General features: G+C 38.0%; 17 protein-coding genes. 1 reads left to right on the top strand and 16 read right to left on the bottom strand.

Translation table 11 applies throughout. The features are described from left to right. Position 1: 1 nt before the first annotated feature. The 15 genes from BLV55_RS08075 to BLV55_RS08005 all read right to left on the bottom strand — a co-directional run bounded on the left by BLV55_RS08075 (position 2) and on the right by BLV55_RS08005 (position 16484). Positions 2-1234, bottom strand: coding sequence for a peptidase U32 family protein (locus BLV55_RS08075; RefSeq protein WP_093313174.1), 1233 nt, complete (start codon positions 1232-1234; stop codon positions 2-4). Continuing rightward, positions 1231-1926 (bottom strand): O-methyltransferase, encoded by a 696-nt coding sequence (locus BLV55_RS08070; RefSeq protein ID WP_093313172.1) that lies wholly within the window; start codon positions 1924-1926, stop codon positions 1231-1233. Before BLV55_RS08070 ends, BLV55_RS08075 begins: the two co-directional genes overlap by 4 nt. 32 nt (positions 1927-1958) lie before the next feature. Then, positions 1959-3662 carry a ribonuclease J gene (locus BLV55_RS08065; RefSeq protein ID WP_093313170.1) on the bottom strand — a complete coding sequence of 568 codons (1704 nt, stop codon included), beginning with the start codon at positions 3660-3662 and terminating at the stop codon, positions 1959-1961. A gap of 31 nt (positions 3663-3693) precedes the next feature. Next, the gene (locus BLV55_RS08060) at positions 3694-4125 is read right to left on the bottom strand and encodes a Fur family transcriptional regulator (protein WP_093313168.1); all 432 of its coding nucleotides are present in this window, start codon (positions 4123-4125) and stop codon (positions 3694-3696) included. 224 nt (positions 4126-4349) lie between these two features. Next, positions 4350-4622: a DUF1292 domain-containing protein gene (locus BLV55_RS08055; protein ID WP_093313166.1), complete on the bottom strand. Its 273-nt coding sequence runs from the start codon at positions 4620-4622 to the stop codon at positions 4350-4352. Positions 4623-4645: 23 nt separating this feature from the next. After that, a complete protein-coding gene (gene ruvX / locus BLV55_RS08050) occupies positions 4646-5077 on the bottom strand; it encodes a Holliday junction resolvase RuvX (protein ID WP_093313164.1) in 432 nt (143 codons plus the stop codon). 35 nt (positions 5078-5112) lie between these two features. Further along, on the bottom strand, positions 5113-5373 hold the full coding sequence (locus tag BLV55_RS08045) for an IreB family regulatory phosphoprotein (RefSeq protein ID WP_093313162.1): 261 nt from the start codon (positions 5371-5373) through the stop codon (positions 5113-5115). Positions 5374-5451: 78 nt separating this feature from the next. Next, positions 5452-8109 (bottom strand): alanine--tRNA ligase, encoded by a 2658-nt coding sequence (gene alaS / locus BLV55_RS08040; RefSeq protein ID WP_093313160.1) that lies wholly within the window; start codon positions 8107-8109, stop codon positions 5452-5454. 110 nt (positions 8110-8219) lie between these two features. Beyond that, complete coding sequence (gene mnmA / locus BLV55_RS08035) at positions 8220-9308, bottom strand: tRNA 2-thiouridine(34) synthase MnmA (RefSeq protein WP_330386589.1); 1089 nt, start codon at positions 9306-9308, stop codon at positions 8220-8222. A gap of 12 nt (positions 9309-9320) precedes the next feature. Next, positions 9321-9758 (bottom strand): Fe-S cluster assembly scaffold protein NifU, encoded by a 438-nt coding sequence (nifU, locus tag BLV55_RS08030; protein ID WP_093313156.1) that lies wholly within the window; start codon positions 9756-9758, stop codon positions 9321-9323. A 1-nt stretch (position 9759) separates the two neighbouring features. Then, a complete protein-coding gene (gene nifS, locus BLV55_RS08025; RefSeq protein WP_093313154.1) occupies positions 9760-10935 on the bottom strand; it encodes a cysteine desulfurase NifS in 1176 nt (391 codons plus the stop codon). Further along, a complete protein-coding gene (locus BLV55_RS08020; protein WP_093313152.1) occupies positions 10932-11405 on the bottom strand; it encodes an RrF2 family transcriptional regulator in 474 nt (157 codons plus the stop codon). The genes nifS and BLV55_RS08020 overlap by 4 nt, the downstream gene beginning before the upstream one ends. 229 nt (positions 11406-11634) lie before the next feature. Further along, positions 11635-12789, bottom strand: coding sequence for an aminotransferase class I/II-fold pyridoxal phosphate-dependent enzyme (locus BLV55_RS08015; RefSeq protein WP_093313150.1), 1155 nt, complete (start codon positions 12787-12789; stop codon positions 11635-11637). A gap of 19 nt (positions 12790-12808) precedes the next feature. Further along, positions 12809-14488, bottom strand: coding sequence for a M20/M25/M40 family metallo-hydrolase (locus BLV55_RS08010; protein WP_093313148.1), 1680 nt, complete (start codon positions 14486-14488; stop codon positions 12809-12811). A 343-nt stretch (positions 14489-14831) separates the two neighbouring features. Beyond that, positions 14832-16484 carry a M20/M25/M40 family metallo-hydrolase gene (locus tag BLV55_RS08005; RefSeq protein WP_093313146.1) on the bottom strand — a complete coding sequence of 551 codons (1653 nt, stop codon included), beginning with the start codon at positions 16482-16484 and terminating at the stop codon, positions 14832-14834. A 191-nt stretch (positions 16485-16675) separates the two neighbouring features. Between BLV55_RS08005 and BLV55_RS08000 the strand changes: the two genes are divergently transcribed. Next, the gene (locus BLV55_RS08000) at positions 16676-18304 is read left to right on the top strand and encodes an amidohydrolase (RefSeq protein ID WP_093313144.1); all 1629 of its coding nucleotides are present in this window, start codon (positions 16676-16678) and stop codon (positions 18302-18304) included. Between the two features lie 42 nt (positions 18305-18346). Here BLV55_RS08000 and BLV55_RS07995 read toward each other — a convergent pair whose 3' ends face one another. After that, entirely contained in the window at positions 18347-19672 is a 1326-nt protein-coding gene (locus BLV55_RS07995) for a replication-associated recombination protein A (protein ID WP_093313142.1), read from the bottom strand. Positions 19673-19679: the final 7 nt, after the last annotated feature.

Raw genomic sequence — 19679 nt, 5'->3', positions numbered from 1 at the left:
ATCAGCACCTCGTCATCGATCTTAGTATTTCATTAGGATATAGCGGGAAAGGCACCTTGCAGGTAACCAATTGTTGAGGATGAGGTGCGCTTTCTATGGCCTCACCATCCTCGTTTTTAAGGTCATTAATCGTAAAATGTAATGCTTTATCACGATTTGGGCCAATTAATTCCACTTCATCGCCATTAAAAAAACGATTTCGTTGTTGAATCGTAGCACTATTTGTCTCTGAATCCCACTTTTTTACTAATCCTATAAAATCATAACTTCTTTTCCCATAAGTTTCATCATATATCTGATCTTCTTCTGTTGGTTTTCCAAAGTAAAAGCCTGTGGTGAAGGGGCGATGACTAGCTTTTTTCAATTCTTCCATCCACTCTGGCTGAAAGGTCCAATTTAGAGGATCGGCTATATAAGCATCGATCGCTTGACGATAGACACGAAGAACGGTCGCAACATAATAAATGGTTTTCATCCGTCCTTCTATTTTAAGACTGGTGATTCCTGCATCAATAAGTTGAGGGATATGCCTGATCATACATAAGTCCTTAGAATGAAAGATATATGTTCCTGTTTCGTCTTCATAGACGGGCATATATTCTCCAGGACGTTGCTCTTCCACCATAGAATACCTCCAACGGCAAGGATGAGCGCATCCACCTTTATTAGCGTCCCTTCCGATCATGTAGTTACTTAGTAAGCATCTGCCAGAATAGGATATACACATAGCTCCGTGAATAAAACTTTCCAGCTCTACCTCCGGCGATTTTTGTTGATGGATTTCTTTTATTTCCTTAAGGCTTAACTCTCTTGCCATGACCACCCGAGTAGCACCCTGCCGATGCCAAAAGTTGACAGTATGGATATTGGTGCTGTTTGCCTGTGTACTAATGTGAATTGGCAGATGAGGTGCATATTGTTGTACTAAATCAAAGGTTCCCGGATCGGAAACAATAACACCATCTAAATTTATATCTTTCAATGACGTTAAATAGTCTGGTAATTGATCCATATCTTCATTATGAGGGATAATGTTCAGGGTTAAGTAAACGGCTACTCCATGCTTATGAGCAAAAGCTACCCCTTCCTGCATATCATCTATAGAAAAGTTTTTGGCGGCAGCTCTTAAACCAAAGACCTGACCGCCAATATATACCGCATCCGCTCCATATAAAACGGCAATTTTTAATCTTTCTAAATCGCCAGCAGGAGCTAATAATTCTATTTTCTTCATATTTCTTCCTCCTGGTTTTTCAAGCTAATTGCCAGACCATCTCCAACCGGTAGAATGCTGGTTTCTAATTGTGGATGAGTGGTAATTGTTTTCAGGTATTTTCTCATTCGCATCACAATTGTTTTTTTACGACGTCTTACCAGTTCATCATTGGCCACCATACCACGAAAAAGAATGTTATCAGAAATCAGAAGACCTCCGGGTTTAAGAAGTGTTATGCTTTGTTCCAGCATTTCTCCATAATGTCCTTTTGCCCCGTCTAAAAATACCATATCAAAGATATTTTCAAGACGGGGTAGTACTTCTAAAGCATCACCAGGAATTACTTTAATCGTCTTTTCAAGTTTTGCTTCCTGAATATTTTTTAGAGCCTCTTGGGTATAGTCCGGATCTCTTTCAATGGTTACAATGCTTGCATCTTTTCCGGCAGCTGTTGCAAATAATATGGCTGAAAAGCCTATCGCTGTTCCAATTTCCAGTATTTTTTTGCTGCCGGACATTTTAATAATATTTTTCAGTAGCGCGGCTACTTCCGGTTCGATAACAGGAATATGTCTTTCTTGGGCTTGTTGCATTAATATTTTTAGGATTCCCTGTTCTTCTGGCAGAATTTCTCGAATATAGTCTTCTACATATTCTCGTGTAATGGTACCTGGTGGGTCCACGATACCTTTTATTGGTTTTCTAAGCATCAGCGCATCATCCAGACTTATTTTCTATACTTTTATACTTCCATTATAATAGGTAAAATCATCGGACGTCTTTGGGTTTTTTGATACAGAAAATCTTTCAGACTGTCACGAATAGCGTTTTTTAGCTGAGACCATTCTCGTATGCCTTTTTGTTCGCATTGTTCCAAGGATTTCTGTACTTCTGCCCTGGCTTCACCTAGCAGATCTTCAGATTCTCTGACATAAACAAACCCTCTGGAAATAATATCCGGACCAGCTACTACTTTTGCTTCTTTTTTGTCAAGGGTTACTACTACTACCATGAGTCCGTCTTCTGCCAGGTGTTTACGGTCACGAAGCACAATACTTCCTACATCGCCGACGCCTAAACCATCTACCAACACAGGACCAGCCTGCACTTTTCCCGTTATTTTTGCTTGTTTTTGGTTCATCTCCAGTACTTGTCCGTTTTCCATGGTAAATATGTTTTCTTCTGGCACACCCATTCTTGCGGCTAAATTTGCATGTTGTTTCAAATGACGGTATTCACCATGTACAGGGATAAAGTACTTGGGATTTACCAGCCGATGAATAAGCTTTAACTCTTCCTGACAAGCATGACCAGAAGTATGAACTTCTGCCATTGGATCATAAATCACATCAGCACCTTTTTCAAACAATTGATTGATCACCCGGCTAACCATTTTTTCATTGCCCGGAATGGGTGATGCTGAGAAAATGACTAAATCTCCTTTTTGGATATCTAGTTTTCTATGGTCATTAGAAGCCATACGTGAAAGAGCCGCCATCGGTTCTCCCTGACTCCCCGTTGTTAAAAGTAGTAACTGATCATCCTGATAATCATCCATTTCCCTAATGTCAATAAGAATGTCTTTAGGCACATGAAGTGCTCCTAATTCGGCACCAACTTCAAAAACGTTAATCATGCTTCTACCGGAAATAACGATTTTTCGGTTAAATTTTTCGGCTGTATTGATAATCTGTTGTAGCCGATGAATATGTGATGCAAAAGTAGCCACAATAATTCTACTTTTAGTGTTCATAAAAGCGTTTTCGAGAGCTACTCCGATTTTACTTTCAGACATGGTAGTTCCAGGTCTTTCAGCATTAGTACTGTCGGCTAGCATTACCAATACTCCCTGCTTGCCTAGTTCACCTAAGCGATGAAGGTCTATCATTTCGCCATCTACAGTGGAATAGTCGATCCGGAAGTCGCCAGTGTGAAGGATGATTCCCTCAGATGTGTGAACAGCAATAGCGCAAGCGTCTGGAATGCTGTGACTAGAGCGTATAAACTCAACATTAAATGCACCTAATTGAAACATGTCCCCTGCTTTTACTCGTTGTAAGTGGACTTTTTGCTCTAGTTTATGTTCTTTCAGTTTAGCTTCTAATAAGCCTAAGGTTAAGCGAGTTCCATATATCGGTAGGTTTATTTTTTTTAAGAGATAAGGCAGCGCTCCAATATGATCTTCATGGCCGTGAGTTAATACAACGCCTTTAATTCTGTCTTTGTTTTTTTCTAAATAGGTAGTATCTGGGAGGACAATGTCGATTCCCAGCATTTCATCATCAGGAAAGCTTAACCCGCAATCGATAATCAGTATCTCATTTTTGTATTCTACCAAAGTGAGATTTTTTCCGATTTCTCTTAATCCACCTAACGGGATAATCTTTATTTTTGATTGATTCTTTGCCAATAAATTCACTCCTTTAATTTTCAACACTTTCTTCATACGTAAATAGAGGTAGTCCCTAACTTCTGGACTACCTGCATTTGGAGCATAATCCGAAAAATTTAACTTTATGATCTGTAATAGAAAAATCATAGTCTTTTTCAATCTGTCGTTCAATACTATCCAGAAGATCTTCGTTAACCTCTACAATTCTTCCGCAGTCAGTACAGATCAAGTGATGGTGTTCATGGTCATCCTGATGTATATTGTATTCATAACGACTACATCCATCATCAAGGTTGATCTTGAGAATAAGGTCCATTTCATTTAGGATTTGAAGTGTCCGGTACACTGTCGCCAATCCTATATCCGGGCATTGAACCTTTACCAGATCATATATTTCCTCAGTAGTCAAATGCTTCCCAGGATTATCCATGATCATATTTAAAACTGCCCTACGCTGTGGGGTCAGTTTATATCCTTTTTCTTTTAATAACACTTTTAACTCTTGTACATTTTCCAAAAAGTCACCTTCTTTAAGTCTCTATTCTCATTTAATAACGCTTTTCACATATACCTTATTTGATTATACATGGTTTCAACTAATATGTCAAAATATTAGTTGACAAAACTAATAGAGGACGGAGTTTATTTTCTCTAACCTAGAGAGAAAAACCTCACGCCCTCACTTCGATACTTTTCTAACAGTTCTTTGTTATCGTTATGCTATCCTCTTATTTGCATTTACTAATGTTCTTCCTCATCCATTTCGTCCATCATTGCTTCATAAGCGGCTGCAACCTGATCAAACTCTTCATCATCCTCAACGGCTACTAGCATTACTTCATTATCTTCTGTTGGCTCCATGCGGAAAATATAGGCTTCATCCTCTTCTTCTGCATCTAAGGGTAAAAGAATTGCATATTCCTCTTCGCCCATTTCCATCGTCATAATAATTTCAAAATCCTGTTCCTGACCATCTTCGTCTATCAGCGTTACGACATTTTCATTTTCTTCCATCAGTAAAACTCCTCTCTACAATCTTATTCTCTATGATGCTGTTGATAATCCAGGTACCCCTGAAGTATGCATACGGCGGCGACGGTATCGATTACTTTTTTTCGTTTGTTTCGTCGCATATCGCCTTCTATCAGACTTCTTTCAGCCATTTTAGTAGAAAGTCTTTCATCCCATTCTACCGTCTCTATCGTTATTTGCTTTACTATTTCTTTAACAAGTTCTCTTACCTTTTCAGCCTGAGGTCCAAAAGTGCCATTCATATTCTTAGGAATACCTACAACCATTTTAGTTACCTTGTATTCTTCTACTATCTTTCCTAGTTCTTCCAAATCTTTTGGTAAATCAGATCTTTTAATTGTTGTAACTCCTTGAGCTGTCCATCCAAAAGGATCGCTCACAGCTACACCGATCGTTCTATCGCCTATATCCAAGCCTAGTATTCTTGGTTTAATCATGCTTCACTCACCTTTAATGGCCATTTTGCCATCTCTTATCGATTATTTTTAATGAAATCCTTTACTAACTCTTCCAACATTTCATCCCGTTCGATTTTTCGAATCAGGCTGCGAGCTCCTTCATGACTGGTAATATAGGATGGATCGCCAGACAGAATGTAACCAACAAATTGGTTAACCGGGTTATATCCTTTTTTTTCCAAGGCTTTATACACCTGAATAATAATCTCTCTTGCTTTTTCGTCTTTTTCTTGTTCGATTTTAAATTTCATGGTTGAGTTCATTTTATCTGTCATTGGTTATCCTCCTTTGTTGACGACTCAATAATGATTCATAGCCATTGTAACATATCTAAATAAAAACTTCAGCTATAATTATGAATTTGATTCTAAGGTATTCTGAATAATGACCCTTACAGTTTTCATCGCTTCTGGTAATTTTGAAGGATTCTTCCCTCCAGCCTGCGCCATATCCGGTCTACCACCGCCACCACCACCGGTGATAGTTGCTGCTTCTTTAGCTAGCTTTCCTGCATGTAGGCCTAATTTATTTAAGTCTTTGGATACCGTCACCATAAATTGAACTTTCTCTTCTTCTGCTATCGTCGCTAACAAAACAACAGCCGATTTTCCACTATCTCGCAACTGATCCCCTAACTGTCTCATTTCATCCATATTCATTCCTTCTACTGTTTCCAGAACTACTTTTGTTCCTTGGATCGTTTCTGCTTTCTGTAACAAATCGCCTTGTTTGTCTTTCTGTTGTTCTTTTCTGATTTGCTGAATCGTTTTTTCCTGTTCTTTGATCTCTTTGATCATTCCTTCAATTTTAGAAGGAATCGTATCCTGCTTCACTTTCAGTAAAGATTCCGATTCTTTGATGATTTCTTTTTGCTTCATGATTTGCTGATAGGCTCCAGCTCCGGTAACCGCTTCTATCCTCCGGACACCAGAAGCAATTCCGCTTTCAGATATCATAAGGAATACACCAATTTCAGCACTATTGTTTACATGTGTTCCTCCACAAAGTTCCAGGCTGAAGTCACCGGTTTTGACCACTCTCACTTTTTCCGCATATTTCTCATTAAAAAGGGCTTCCGCACCCATATCTTTTGCTTCTTGCATGCTAGTTTCCAACACGTGTACCTTTTGAGCTTTTTGTATCTGTTCATTCACAACATTTTGTATTGTTTCCAGTTCTTCCGGCGTTACTGGCTGAAAATGGTTGAAATCAAATCTTAGCCGATCCGGTGTGACTAAGGAGCCAGCTTGGTGAACATGTTCACCAAGAACATTACGAAGGGCACGGTGTAATAAATGGGTAGCTGTATGATTTCTAGCCGTATGATTTCTACGATGAGAGGTGACAATAGCCGAAACCACTTCTCCTGTTTTAATATGGCCTCTTTCGCCCTGAACAATATGATAAATAACTTCATCACGGCTTAATTGTGTATCTATTACACGACCTATAAAGTCACCAACTCTAATAACTCCTTGATCTCCTACTTGTCCACCGCCTTCGGAGTAAAAAGGCGTTTGATCTAAAATAGCAATAAAATCAGTATTACTATCGGATGAAACTTCTGTCACTATCGCTTCATTTTCAATAAGTGCAAGTATTTTACTTTCGCACTCAAGGGTTTCATAACCAATAAAAGAAGTTTCAGGTATTTCTTCAAGTGCCGCCAACGGATCTTCTTTCCATCCTGCTACATCATTTTGACTACGAGCCGCACGAGCACGTTCTTTTTGTAAGTTCATTTGCTCTTTGAAATGGTCTTCGTTGATCGTTAATCCTTTTTCTTCAAGAATTTCTTTTGTTAAGTCCAAAGGAAAACCATAGGTATCATAGAGTCTAAACGCTTGAAGACCTGAAAGTTCTTTTTTATTTTCATTCTTTAGACCTTCGATCATACTGTTCAGAATTTCAGTGCCTTGATGGATGGTTTCTCCAAATTTTTGTTCTTCTAACAAGATAACTTTTTTAATCATGTCTTTTTTCTCTTCAAGTTCTGGATACCCGTAGTGAAATTTATTCACTACTATTTCCATTAATTCATAGAGAAAGGTTTTTTCTATGCCTAATAATTTGCCATGGCGGGAAGCACGTCGTAATAATCTTCTAAGAACATAGCCTCTTCCTTCATTACTCGGAAGTATCCCATCTGTTATCATAAAGGTAACCGATCTGATGTGATCTGTAATAATTCTTAGAGAAACATCTTGTTCCGAATCAGCTCCATAGGAAACACCGGTTATACGACAGACTTCATCTAATATCATTTTCATACCATCTATTTCAAAAATGGAGTTTACGTCTTGCAAAATACAAGCTACTCTCTCTAGTCCCATCCCTGTATCAATATTAGGATTTGGCAGAGGAGTATATTCTCCTTCTTCATTTTTATTGAATTGAGTAAACACTAAATTCCAGTATTCAACGAAGCGATCACAATCGCAACCAGGCTGACATTTAGGATCATCACATCCAAATTGAATGCCTCTGTCATAATATAATTCTGAACAGGGACCACAAGGACCAACCCCTATTTCCCAAAAGTTATCTTCTTTTCCTAAGCGAACAATCCGTTCTTCTGGTAATCCAATATCGTTTTTCCATATATCATAAGCTTCATCATCTTCAAAATATACAGATGCCCATATTTTATCTTCTTGCATCTGCAAGTGATCCTTTGAAAACTCCCAACTCCACCGGATGGCTTCTTTTTTGAAGTAATCTCCAAAGGAAAAATTGCCCATCATCTCAAAAAAAGTAGCATGACGGGATGTTTTTCCAACATTCTCTATATCTCCTGTACGAATACACTTTTGACTGGTAGCCATTCGTTTCTGAGGAGGTGTTCTGGTTCCGGAAAAAAATGGTTTTAGCGGAGCCATCCCAGAGTTGATTAATAATAGAGAGTTATCATCTTGAGGTATGAGGGAGAAACTTGGACGTACCAAGTGATCTTTGGACTCAAAAAAATCCAGAAAGACTTTTCTTATTTCATTAATTCCTTTATTCTTCATTTAGATCCTCCTTTTGAATGCCACTATTATACCATGGGTGTTTTTGATCGTACAGTTGTAATTCCTCTTATTTATCAATCCATTTATCGTTTTTTGTCTGCCTATTCTTTTTAATCAATTGGATGCATGATCATTCCTCCACCAACAACTACTTGATTATCGTAAAAAACGACGGACTGACCAGCTGTTACAGCTCTTTGTGGTGTTTCAAAAATTACTTTCACTTTATCTGGTTGAATTCTATAAAGAGTAGCTGGCACATCTTTTGCGTTATATCTAATTTTTACAGTGGCATTCATATCCTCTCTTAACGTTTCAAAAGGAATAAAGTTTAAGTCTTTCGCAATGAGTCCTTTAGAAAACAACTTTTCTAAAGGGCCTACATGTACCGTGTTGGTAGTTGGATTTATTTTTGTAACATATGCCGGATACCCAAGGGCTAAGTGCAGTCCACGTCGCTGCCCAATAGTATAATGAATAATCCCTTTATGAGTTCCGACCACCTTACCGTGATGATCTATAAAGGATCCTTCCTCTGATTTTTGTTGCTGATACTCTTCAATAAACCTTCCGTAATTATTATCAGAGACAAAACATATTTCTTGACTTTCAGCTTTGTCTGCTACAGGTAACTGTAATGTTTTCGCCAGTTCACGGATATCTTCTTTATGGTATTTCCCCAAAGGCATCAACGTGTGTTGGAGTTGAAACTGAGTCATATTATATAAAGCGTAAGTTTGATCCTTGGTTTCTGTAACGGATTTTTTCAATACATACCTACCTGTTTTTTCCTCTTTTTCTATCGTTGCATAATGCCCCGTTGCCACATAGTCACAGTTAAGCTGAAGTGCTTTACGAAGCAATTCTTCGAATTTTACATATCGATTACAGGCTATGCAAGGGTTAGGTGTCCGACCATTCCGGTATTCATCAACAAAGTAATCAATAACTTTTTCCTGAAAATAATCCTTAAAATTCATCACGTAAAAAGGGATGTCCAAATGATTGGCCACCCTCCGAGCATCTTCTACGGCACTAAGAGAACAACAGCTATTATCAGGCTGATTGGTTTCTTCTTTTTCTTCCGGCCATATTTGCATGGTTACTCCAATAACCTGATAACCTTCTTGTTTCAGGAGGTGCGCGGCAACCGAACTGTCTACGCCTCCACTCATTCCCAGTAACACTTTTTTTTCCATCATTATTTCACCTTATTCTTCATCATGACTGTGATGATCTTCTTCGGCATCAGGATCGAAGCCTTCTAATTCTTTATAGTATAGGTTATTCTTTTTTGCATAATCAAAAATAGCACTTTTAATTGCCTGTTCCGCCAAAAGTGAGCAGTGCATTTTTGCTGGAGGCAAACCATCCAGTTCCTTCGCTACTTCATAATTAGACAGTTCCAGTGCCTCTTCCACCGTTTTCCCCTTCACCATTTCTGTTGCCATACTGGAAGAGGCAATGGCTGAACCACAACCAAAAGTTTTGAACTTAACATCTACAATAATATTGTCCTGTATCTTAAAATACATTTTCATAATGTCTCCGCACTTAGGATTCCCAACTTGTCCCACTGCGTCGGCATCAGATATTTCTCCTACATTTCTGGGATTGGTAAAGTGGTCCATTACTATTTCGCTATACATATTATCGAGCTCCTTCTTTCAGATTTTCATACAAAGGCGACATATCTCTTAACCTTTGTACAATGGGTGGTAATTGTTCTAATACATAGTCTATTTCTTCTTTCGTGTTTTGATCTCCCAGCGTCAGCCTTAAGGAGCCATGCGCCATTTCGTGAGATAAGCCTAAAGATAGCAAGACATGGGACGGATCTAAGGAACCGGAAGTGCAGGCCGATCCACTTGATGCGGCAATTCCTACCATATCAAGGCTTAATAGCATCGATTCTCCTTCTATAAACTCAAAGCTGACATTTACATTGTTGGGAAGTCTTTTTTGTCTATGTCCATTTAGTCGGGTATATGGTATTTTCTGTTGAATACCTTCCAAAAGATAATCCCTTAGTTCGGTTAAATGATTGACATGTTCTGTTAATTGACCATAGGCTAATTCAGCCGCTTTACCAAATCCGACAATGCCAGCTATGTTTTCCGTTCCAGCTCTTTTTTTTCGTTCTTGAGCTCCCCCATGAATCAGGTTGTGAATCCGAGTACCTTTTCGTATATATAAAGCTCCTACACCCTTAGGTCCATAAAGTTTATGAGCTGATATCGAAATCATGTCAACCGGTAGATCCTGAGTATTTATTTCCAGATGACCATAAGCTTGTACGGCATCTGTATGAAAAAGAACTTTATGCTCTTTTGCAATAGCGGCTATTTCTTGGATTGGTTGTATCGTCCCTATCTCATTATTGGCATACATTATGGTTATTAAAATCGTATCTTCCCTCAAGTGGCTTTTAAGTTCTTCAACGGAAATAATCCCTTCTTCATTTACCGGCAAATAGGTCACTTCATAACCTTGCTTTTCCAAATGTTGGCAGGTATGGAGCACAGCATGATGTTCTATGCTCGTCGTAATAATATGACGCCCTTTATTTTTAAGGGCTTCGGCAGTTCCTTTGATGGCCCAGTTATCAGCTTCGGAACCCCCGCCGGTGAAAAAAATTTCTTCGGGTTTTGCTTTTAATGTCTGTGCAATCTGATCTCTTGCTGTATCAATGGCTTTTTTATTTTCTCTTCCATAACTATGAAGACTAGACGGATTACCATAGTAGTCTCTAAGATATGGAGTCATAGCGTTGAACACTTCTGGCTTTACAGGTGTTGTTGCGCTGTAATCTAAATATACCTTCATTTTATCATCTCCTGTTCCAGTTCTTCTTTGCTGTTATTACCGGTAAGGCTATTCATTTTCTGATGATCTTCGATCATATGCTGTAATGTCATCGTATCGATTACATCGTGAATGCTAATGAGGATTTTCTCCCAGACAGTTCTTGTAATGCATTTTTCTGCATTGTCGCAGGAGCTATTATCAGAATCTAACACACATTCCGATGGTGCTAAAGGACCTTCTAATGTAAGCAAAACATCAGCAACGCTTATGTGCTCAGGTTGTTTCATTAACATATATCCTCCCTGAGCACCCCGAACGCTTTTCACCAGGCCGGCTTTACGAAGAATCGCAATTAGCTGTTCCAGATAGTTTTCTGGTATGCGTTGTTTTTCAGCAATCACTTTTAATGGAACCGGACCACTACCATGATGTAGTCCTAGTTCAAACATCGCCTTAAGACCATAACGTCCTTTAGTAGACAGAATCATACTTATCCTCCATTCTATTGCAATATCATCATTATAGAATACCCTAGTGATTTTGTCAACATTAGAAAGTCAGGTTATAGGTGTATAGGTTATAGGGGATAGGTATGCGGTGTGAACTGAAGGCTCCGTAGAGATGCGAGATGATTACTCAATGTCTTATTGGGACAGAAAAAAGCGCACCGGAATTAGTACGCTTTTTGTTTTTTCTTTTTACTTTCCACTTTCCTCACTAAATCTGAATTTTTTCAATTCTATCAAAAGCTTCTTTCAACTTGCTTTTACCTACTGTGCATGCTATTCTCAAGTACCCTTCGCCGCAGCGACCAAAAGAATTTCCAGGAATAGTAAGAACTTTTGCTTGATCCAGTATCATTTCACTGGCTTTTTCTGAGCTTAGTCCGCTTTTTTTAATGTTAATAAATAAATGAAAAGTCCCTTGCGGTTCCACCACACTCATCCATGAAATCTGGTTAATCCTTTCTGCTGCATAAAAAACCCTTTCTTTATATTTATCAAATGTGGCAGGTAAAATATCTTTTCGATTTCTTAGTGCATAAATAGCGGCTCTTTGTGAAATAGAAGGTGCTGTAAACACAAGGTTTTCATTGATTTGCTGACAAATTTGGATGATGTCACGGGGTGCGATAATGTTACCAACTCTCCAACCAGTCATAATATAATCTTTTGAAAAAGTGTTAATGACTACCAGTCGATCTCTTATATCGCCAATGGTCATCATTGATTGAAACTTGCCGTTAAATACGAGGGCACCATTCACTTCATCCGCAATAATTAAGAGATCTCTTTTAATGGCAATATCCGCTATTACCTGCAAGGTTTCTTCACTATAAACAGCACCGGTTGGATTTCTTGGTGAGTTAACAATAATAGCTCTTGTTCGTTCATTGATACTTTCTTCTAATCGTTTTACATCGATCTGGAAGTTTTCTTCTTCGTAGGTTTCTAGCTCCACCGGAACACCGCCTGCCATTTGAACCTGCTGATAGTATGGCGTGAAGTAGGGCGCTGGAAGAACCACTTCGTCCCCCGGATCCAGAACGGCTTCTAATACTAAGTACATTCCTAGGCAAGCACTTGCTGTCACCATTACTTCTGAATCATCTACCAATGCCCGAAACTCATCCCTATAATAATGACATATTTCTTGCCTCAGTTCCGGATCTCCCCTAAAATCAGTATAGTGAGTGTGTCCATCCATCGCATCCTGAAAAGCAGCTTTTATGATTCCTTCATCTGTATTGAGATCAGGATCTCCAAGACTAAGATCTATCACATTGGTATATAATTTTGAACGTTGATCTACAGCTCCCATTGGAGTTGTATGGTCTTTCCAGTAACGTTTTGCGACAAATTTATTTTTCATATTCACCCTCCTGATACATTTATTTTTCTAATAGGTATTTAATTGTCTCAAAAAGCAGTTCTGGCATTACATCGAAAGAAAATGGCCGATGCAGCCTTTCTGTAAATTGATGGGCATCTTTTCCAAAGGGTCCAATGTTTGCTACTGGTACGTTAAATTCTCTCATCTCATCAATTGGTAACTCATATTTTTCCGGCCAAGCAGGCATATTGGTAATAAGTTTATCAATAATGGCTTGGTTTTCTGTTACGCTACAAAAACTCAAATCTGAAATGTATGGATAAAACTTTCTAAGTTTTAAAGGCTCTTGAATTTTAGGTTGTACTAATTCAGCACTATGGTTCAATGCATCTAATAATTTTTGCTCCTGATCATTTTTTCCATTAATGTACATATGTGGATAATAGGGAGGTGCAAAAAACACGACAATCATTGGGTCGGGATCTGGATTCATTTTACATACTTCTTCTACAATTGCCAAGCTATACGCTCGATCATCCATTGTATTTGGATCTAGTCGTCTTTGAAGCGCCGCTATCCGTTGATGTAATTTATATCCTAGTTCTTCAGCTACTTTTCTGTATAAAGCATCAAAGGTATATACTTTCGTTTTCCACGGTAAAGGTGTGTGTGGAATTTCACTCATCTCACAATAGTGCTTGTAATGATTATTAAGCCGTTCAACCACCGTATCAAAAGCTTTTTCTGCCTTTGAAACTAGTTTTGACATTACTTCATCCGGTTCACTTCCATGAGTAGCGTAATTAAAATATAAGTGAGCTGATTTTGCAATTTGAACAGAGTAATCTACCTTTAGGTCTCTTTGTTTTAGGGTTATTGGAGGAACCGTTACTTCTCCATCAGCAACATCGCATAGATCGTGGCTTAAGTTTATCTCTCGGACCAACTCAGCCGAAAGTTCATTAGGGTCTAATCCGTCAAAACTCTGGCCTACATGAGATTCTTTCCCGACAATATAGAAAGAAGGTAATAGTTTTCCTATTGTTCCAACGTAAATATAACGATTTTCGTCTCCTTCATACCTGGAAGTCATATAGTCCGTATCAAGAACCGCATTATAAACTAACTTATCCTGATCTTTTATTTTGTTCAACAATTTAAGCGCACTTAACATGCCAGCAGAATTACCTTCTTCATCCGGTACGCCTAAAAAAATAATATTACCTTTGAAAAGTTCTGGGTTTCTAGCTGCTTGTAACGTATGGGATAAATTAGCGGCTACGCCACATTTCATATCAAATATACCCCGTCCAAAGAGCCATTCACCAGAATCTAAATCTTTTTTCGCTTCCTCCGGTATGCTCATTTCTTTTAAGGCTTCGGCTAATGCCATTGGATCTGTAGCAATATGTTTAAGGTCACGATAATCTTCAATGCCTACAGTATCGATATGACCTAAGAGAACCACCGTATTCTTATATTCTCCTTTACCTCCTTTCACGTAGGCTACTACATTGTGTCTTTCATCCTCACCGTCGCATTTTTGAAAATACAACTGGTCTGGGTGATCAATAAAGTAAGGTTCTTCTTTTAACGTATTATAAAGATGCCAGGCGATATCCAATTCACCACTCGTTTCGACCGCACTTGGTATTTTTGTCAATTCAATCGTGTATTTTTCTGTATTTTGCTTTATTTCCTCCAGATGGGACAGATTGCAATTTTTTTGTTCCAACATGATACCCTCCCTATTTACCTATAATTTATAATTATTTTACCCTTATTGATACTTTTTATTATCTCATCAATAATTATTTTAAGTGATCATTTTTTAGCTGCTGAACAAACAGATATGAAAATATATTGGCACTTTATCTCCAAGGTTCGCTTTTACAATAATCAAAACAAAGAATAAATATACATGCCTTTATCAGAAATCGTGTATTCTTCTGACAATAAATCAGCATGATAAATCGTTTGTTATATTTAATGCATTTTGAGAATTGTATTATTATTCATCATTCTCATTTTTTATCTTACCTGAAAATATATTGGCACTAATCTGCAAATATATTTTCTGTTTAAGCTTTTAGCATCTCTTTAATCGCAAAAGCCAATAACTGTGGGTAAATTCTAAAGGAATAATCTTTATGCAATCTTTCTGTATTTTTATGAGCATCTTTTCCGTAGGGTCCTATGTTCATTACAGGCAAGTCCAGTTTTTTGATGGTTTCTACTGGTAATTCATACCGAAAACCCCAATTTGGCATGTTGGGCATAATATTTGATATGACATCCTCAGCATTTTGTAAGGAAACAAAGCTTAGATCACATAATCCTGTAAAAAATCTTTCGACACCGACATCTTCATTAAATTCTTTTTTCGCATATTCAGAAACCATTTCCACCACTTTATTTGCTTTTGCTTTTTCGGGTGTTTCTGTTGTTGGCTTAATGTGTGGATAGTATGGCGGCACATAAAATAGAATTATTTTAGGATCTTTATCAGGACAGAAAGAATATACCTCTTCCATCATTTTTACAGCTAAAATTCTCTGATCCATTTCTGGTTGTTTGCGCCACTCGTCCATACAACCTTTCATATGTTCTTCGAATGCTTGTCCTCCATGTTCCTTTGCCATTTCAACCAAATCACTATAAGAAAAAACGTTTGGAGTCCAGTCGTAGAAAGATCCTTTTGAATTACTCATTTCAAAAAACTTTTCTGTTTCACGTCTTTGCTTATCAAGAGAATCTGTCATTGCCTGAATCGCTAATTCTTTAACTTTATCAAAAAAATATTTTGGTGACTGGTTTGCGGTTAAAAAATTATAATAGGCATAGGCGGATTCAGGTGTCTTTACATTATAATGTTGCTTTGTATCGGTTTGTTTTAAGGATGTTGGCGGTGAAAAAACTTCTTCCTCATAAGAATCAGAAAGATCCATATTTAATTCTATTCTTCGTGTCAGTTCAGATATAATAAGATTTGCATTAAGCCCTGTTAAAGAGTCACCACCATGTGTTTCTTTTCCAACCGCATAGGCCATCAAAACAAACTTGCCAAGTGTTCCTTGGTAAATATATTTATTGCTATCTCCCGGATAATATGGAAATTGTGATTCTCCATCAATGCAAACAACATAATCCAAGTCATGAGTTTGAGAAAGTTCCAGTAAATTCTCCGTGGCAGCAATCATTCCTAAAGAATTGTTTTCTTCATCTGGTACGCCGACAAAAAGTAAGTTTCCACTCAGTTCTTCTTGATTTCGTGATGCCGCTTCTAACATGGCTATTGAAACAGATACGCCACATTTCATATCCATAACACCACGACCAAAAATCCACTCACCAGATTCAAAATCATTTCTGGCGTCGGCGTTCATTGAACTTGGATCAAGTCTTTTCATTAGTTTTTCTGGTTCATAAGCGACGTCCTGATTTTTTCCGTAATCGCTTACATCCACCACATCTGTATGTCCCATAAGAATAATCGTTTTGTTGCTTTTTCCGTTACCTTTAACCAAAGCGGTGATTACTTTGCGATCAAAGCCATCGTCTGGTATTAAATGACATTGAAGAAGCTCCGGATTTTTTTGGAAATACGGCATCGCTTCAAATTGCTTGACAATAGTGGCTGTTGAAAGATTCTCATCGGCTGTTCCTGATGTGCTGGGTGCCTTGACCAGTTCAAAAAAATTACTCTCCAGCAATTCTCTATTAACGGTTAACATGAAACCCCTCCTAGTAAATGATCTAATAATTTATAGATGCAAGCTTTATACCAAATAAGCTGTGTTTTTAATTCCTTTTTGATAAAGTAAGATCAAAGCTTCTTTTTTTCGAAAGCAGTGTGGTATAATATTTGTATTGATTAAAATTTCTAAAGCTTCAAACGATACGGAGCCGATCAAGGAGTGACGTGATGAGTACACCAAGAACAATGTTCTATAATGCCAACTTAAGTAACTTTACGGATTTATCAACGGATAATGCTTTTATTACAGAAAATGGTATGATTACAAAAATAGGTGACTCTAATGATTTACTACCGCTTTTAAAGGATGAGGATATACGCATCAACTTACAACAAAAAACAGTCATCCCTGGTTTTACGGATTCTCATATGCACTTACTTGCCTATGGTTCTACCAAAGAACAAGTAGTAAGTCTAAAAGAAATTCCTTCTATCGATGCCTTAAAGAAAGCCGTTACACAACATATCGATCGAAAATCGATTCCTATAGGTGATTGGGTCAATGGTTCTGGCTGGAATCAGGATTTATTTTCTGATCGTAAAATACCGGATCGACAGGATTTAGACAGCATTTCTCGAAAGCATCCCATTAAGCTTCTGCGCATGTGTTATCATATTTGCTCTGTCAATAGCAAAGCTCTGGAGTTAGCTGGAATCACTAAACATACACCAGATCCAGAGGGAGGAAAAATTGATCGGGACAGCCACGGAAATCCGACAGGAGTTCTTCGAGAAACTGCTATGGAGCTTATAAACAGAGTAATTCCTCCTATTGAAAATAAAGAAGAAATGAAAAACTTAATTCTTTCAGCCTGTGATGATTTGGTAAAGCATGGTTTTACCTGTGTCCATACAGATGATTTTGGGTTTGTCGGAGATCGTCAAGCTTTATTAGATGCCTATAAAGAGTTGAATGAAGCGAAAAAGTTACCTCTTCAAATTGTTCTTCAAATGATTATTTACAAACCTGAAGATATTAGGTTCTACATTGATAACCAGCTACAATCATGGAAGTCTATGGATCGATTGATCCCCGGACCCATAAAAATCTTAGCTGATGGTTCTTTGGGTTCACGCACAGCAGCTCTGTATAAACCATATTCTGATGATGCTGAAACCTCCGGTTTTATGTTGATGTCTGAAAAACGATTAGAGACTATGATTAAGCTGGCTTTTGAGAATGATTTTGATGTTGCAGCTCATGGAATTGGAGATAAAACAATCGAAACACTTTTAGATATCTATGCTAAGCATGAAGCTTTGTATCAATCGAAACACTTACGTCCTTCTATTATTCATAGCCAAATAGGAAGTGAGTCTATTTTAAGGAAGTACAGAGAGCTTCAGGTTATCGCGAACATTCAACCAATTTTCACTCATTCCGACCTTCATATCGCCGAAGCTAGGATCGGTTCAGATCGTTTAAAGCATAGTTATTGCTGGAAAACCTATTTAGAGATGGAAATTCCAACCGTTGGAAGCTCTGATGCACCTGTCGAAAGCTTTAATCCATTTTGGAATATTTATACAGCTATTGCCAGGAAAGATTTAATGGGTAATCCTCAGGATGGATGGATTCCAGAAGAGGCATTGACTCGCAAAGAAGCTTTTGAACTGTTCACAACTAAACCTCCTTTGTTATCCGGCGAATCTCATCAAAGCGGAAAGCTTAAAGAGGGTTACTGGGCAAATTTTTTAGTTCTACAAAAGGATCCTTTTGTAGTTCGACCGGAGGAACTAAAAGATTTTATGCCTATTGCCACTTACTTTCGAGGTGAGAAAACCTACGAATCTTAAAGTATATGCATAAAGAGGCAGCTTATCGACTTAGCTGCCTCTTTATTGATGGGATTTCTTTTTTAACTTGTCCATATATTCCTTATGTTTCTTTTCTTCTCCTTGATCCGTCATCTCATAATAGACAGCACCTGTAAGTGCGTCTGGCATGTATTGCTGTTTTACATAATGATTTGGATAACTATGGGCATATAAATATCCATTTCCATGGCCCAGTTTAGAAGCATTTTGGTAGTGACTATCTCTAAGGTGTTTGGGCACATCAGTAGTGACGTTATTGACATCTGTCATTGCTTTATTAATGGCTAAATAAGCAGCATTGCTTTTTGGTGCTGTTGCAAGGTATGTTACGGCTTGTGCTAAAATGATACGAGCTTCTGGCATACCGATATGTTTAACAGCATAGTGGGCTGCTGTCGCAATCGTTAATCCGTTTGAATCGGCATTGCCTATATCTTCAGCAGCGGCTATCATTACCCTTCTTGCAATAAACTCCGGATCTTCACCAGCTGTTATCATTTTTGCTAAATAATGCAATGCCGCATCCGGATCACTACCTCGGATACTTTTAATAAAAGCTGATATCACATCATAATGTTGATCGCCATCTTTATCATACTGAACGGCGCGCTTTTGCACTGATTCTTCAGCGTCTTCCAGGGAGATGGTAATAGAACCATCACTGTGAGGCGTTGCGCTTAATGCGGCAATTTCTAAAGCATTTAATGCTCTACGGGCATCGCCGCCAGCCATATCGGCTAAAAACATGACTACATCATCTTCAATCACTGTTTTTATCCGACCTAATCCTTTCTCTTTTTCCACAAGACTTCTTTTAAGCAAACATGCTATCTCTTTAGCAGTAAGTGGTTCTAATTTCAAAACCGTAGTTCTTGATAAAAGCGCACTATTCACTTCAAAATATGGGTTTTCCGTAGTAGCTCCTATTAACGTAACTAAACCTCTTTCAACATGTGGTAAAAGAGCATCTTGTTGATTTTTAGAAAATCGATGAATTTCATCAATAAATAAGATACTTTTTTTATGTGAATGTTTCAAAAGGTTATTCGCCTCTTCTATTACTTGACGAATATCTTTAACTCCTGCCATGACAGCACTTAACTGAAAATACTCACTTCCAGATTCCTTTGCCAATAGTCTTGCCAGGGTTGTTTTTCCCGTTCCGGGTGGACCATATAAAATAAGCGAAGGAATTCTTTTGGCTTTGATACAACGAGCTAAAAATTTTTCTCTGCTAAGAAGATGATCTTGCCCAATAAGATCCTTGATGGAATCGGGTCTCATTCGATCCGCTAAAGGTGCTTGTTCTTTTTTCTTTTGATGATTTACGATATCCAGCAAATCCATAGTACCA

The sequence above is a fragment of the Tindallia californiensis genome (assembly GCF_900107405.1).
Lineage (GTDB): Bacteria > Bacillota > Clostridia > Peptostreptococcales > Tindalliaceae > Tindallia > Tindallia californiensis.
The sequence above is the reverse complement of the archived record's forward strand: the minus strand, read 5'-3'. Positions and strand labels throughout refer to the sequence as shown.

Bases quoted from the DNA above. Each gene is read 5' to 3' on its own strand.
- BLV55_RS08075 (WP_093313174.1), bottom strand. From the start codon at position 1,234: ATGAAGAAAATAGAATTATTAGCTCCTGCTGGCGATTTAGAAAGATTA.
- BLV55_RS08070 (WP_093313172.1), bottom strand. From the start codon at position 1,926: ATGCTTAGAAAACCAATAAAAGGTATCGTGGACCCACCAGGTACCATT.
- BLV55_RS08065 (WP_093313170.1), bottom strand. From the start codon at position 3,662: ATGAAGAAAGTGTTGAAAATTAAAGGAGTGAATTTATTGGCAAAGAAT.
- BLV55_RS08055 (WP_093313166.1), bottom strand. From the start codon at position 4,622: ATGGAAGAAAATGAAAATGTCGTAACGCTGATAGACGAAGATGGTCAG.
- ruvX (WP_093313164.1), bottom strand. From the start codon at position 5,077: ATGATTAAACCAAGAATACTAGGCTTGGATATAGGCGATAGAACGATC.
- BLV55_RS08045 (WP_093313162.1), bottom strand. From the start codon at position 5,373: ATGACAGATAAAATGAACTCAACCATGAAATTTAAAATCGAACAAGAA.
- alaS (WP_093313160.1), bottom strand. From the start codon at position 8,109: ATGAAGAATAAAGGAATTAATGAAATAAGAAAAGTCTTTCTGGATTTT.
- mnmA (WP_330386589.1), bottom strand. From the start codon at position 9,308: ATGGAAAAAAAAGTGTTACTGGGAATGAGTGGAGGCGTAGACAGTTCG.
- nifU (WP_093313156.1), bottom strand. From the start codon at position 9,758: ATGTATAGCGAAATAGTAATGGACCACTTTACCAATCCCAGAAATGTA.
- nifS (WP_093313154.1), bottom strand. From the start codon at position 10,935: ATGAAGGTATATTTAGATTACAGCGCAACAACACCTGTAAAGCCAGAA.
- BLV55_RS08020 (WP_093313152.1), bottom strand. From the start codon at position 11,405: ATGATTCTGTCTACTAAAGGACGTTATGGTCTTAAGGCGATGTTTGAA.
- BLV55_RS08015 (WP_093313150.1), bottom strand. From the start codon at position 12,789: ATGAAAAATAAATTTGTCGCAAAACGTTACTGGAAAGACCATACAACT.
- BLV55_RS08010 (WP_093313148.1), bottom strand. From the start codon at position 14,488: ATGTTGGAACAAAAAAATTGCAATCTGTCCCATCTGGAGGAAATAAAG.
- BLV55_RS08005 (WP_093313146.1), bottom strand. From the start codon at position 16,484: ATGTTAACCGTTAATAGAGAATTGCTGGAGAGTAATTTTTTTGAACTG.
- BLV55_RS08000 (WP_093313144.1), top strand. From the start codon at position 16,676: ATGAGTACACCAAGAACAATGTTCTATAATGCCAACTTAAGTAACTTT.
- BLV55_RS07995 (WP_093313142.1), bottom strand. From the start codon at position 19,672: ATGGATTTGCTGGATATCGTAAATCATCAAAAGAAAAAAGAACAAGCA.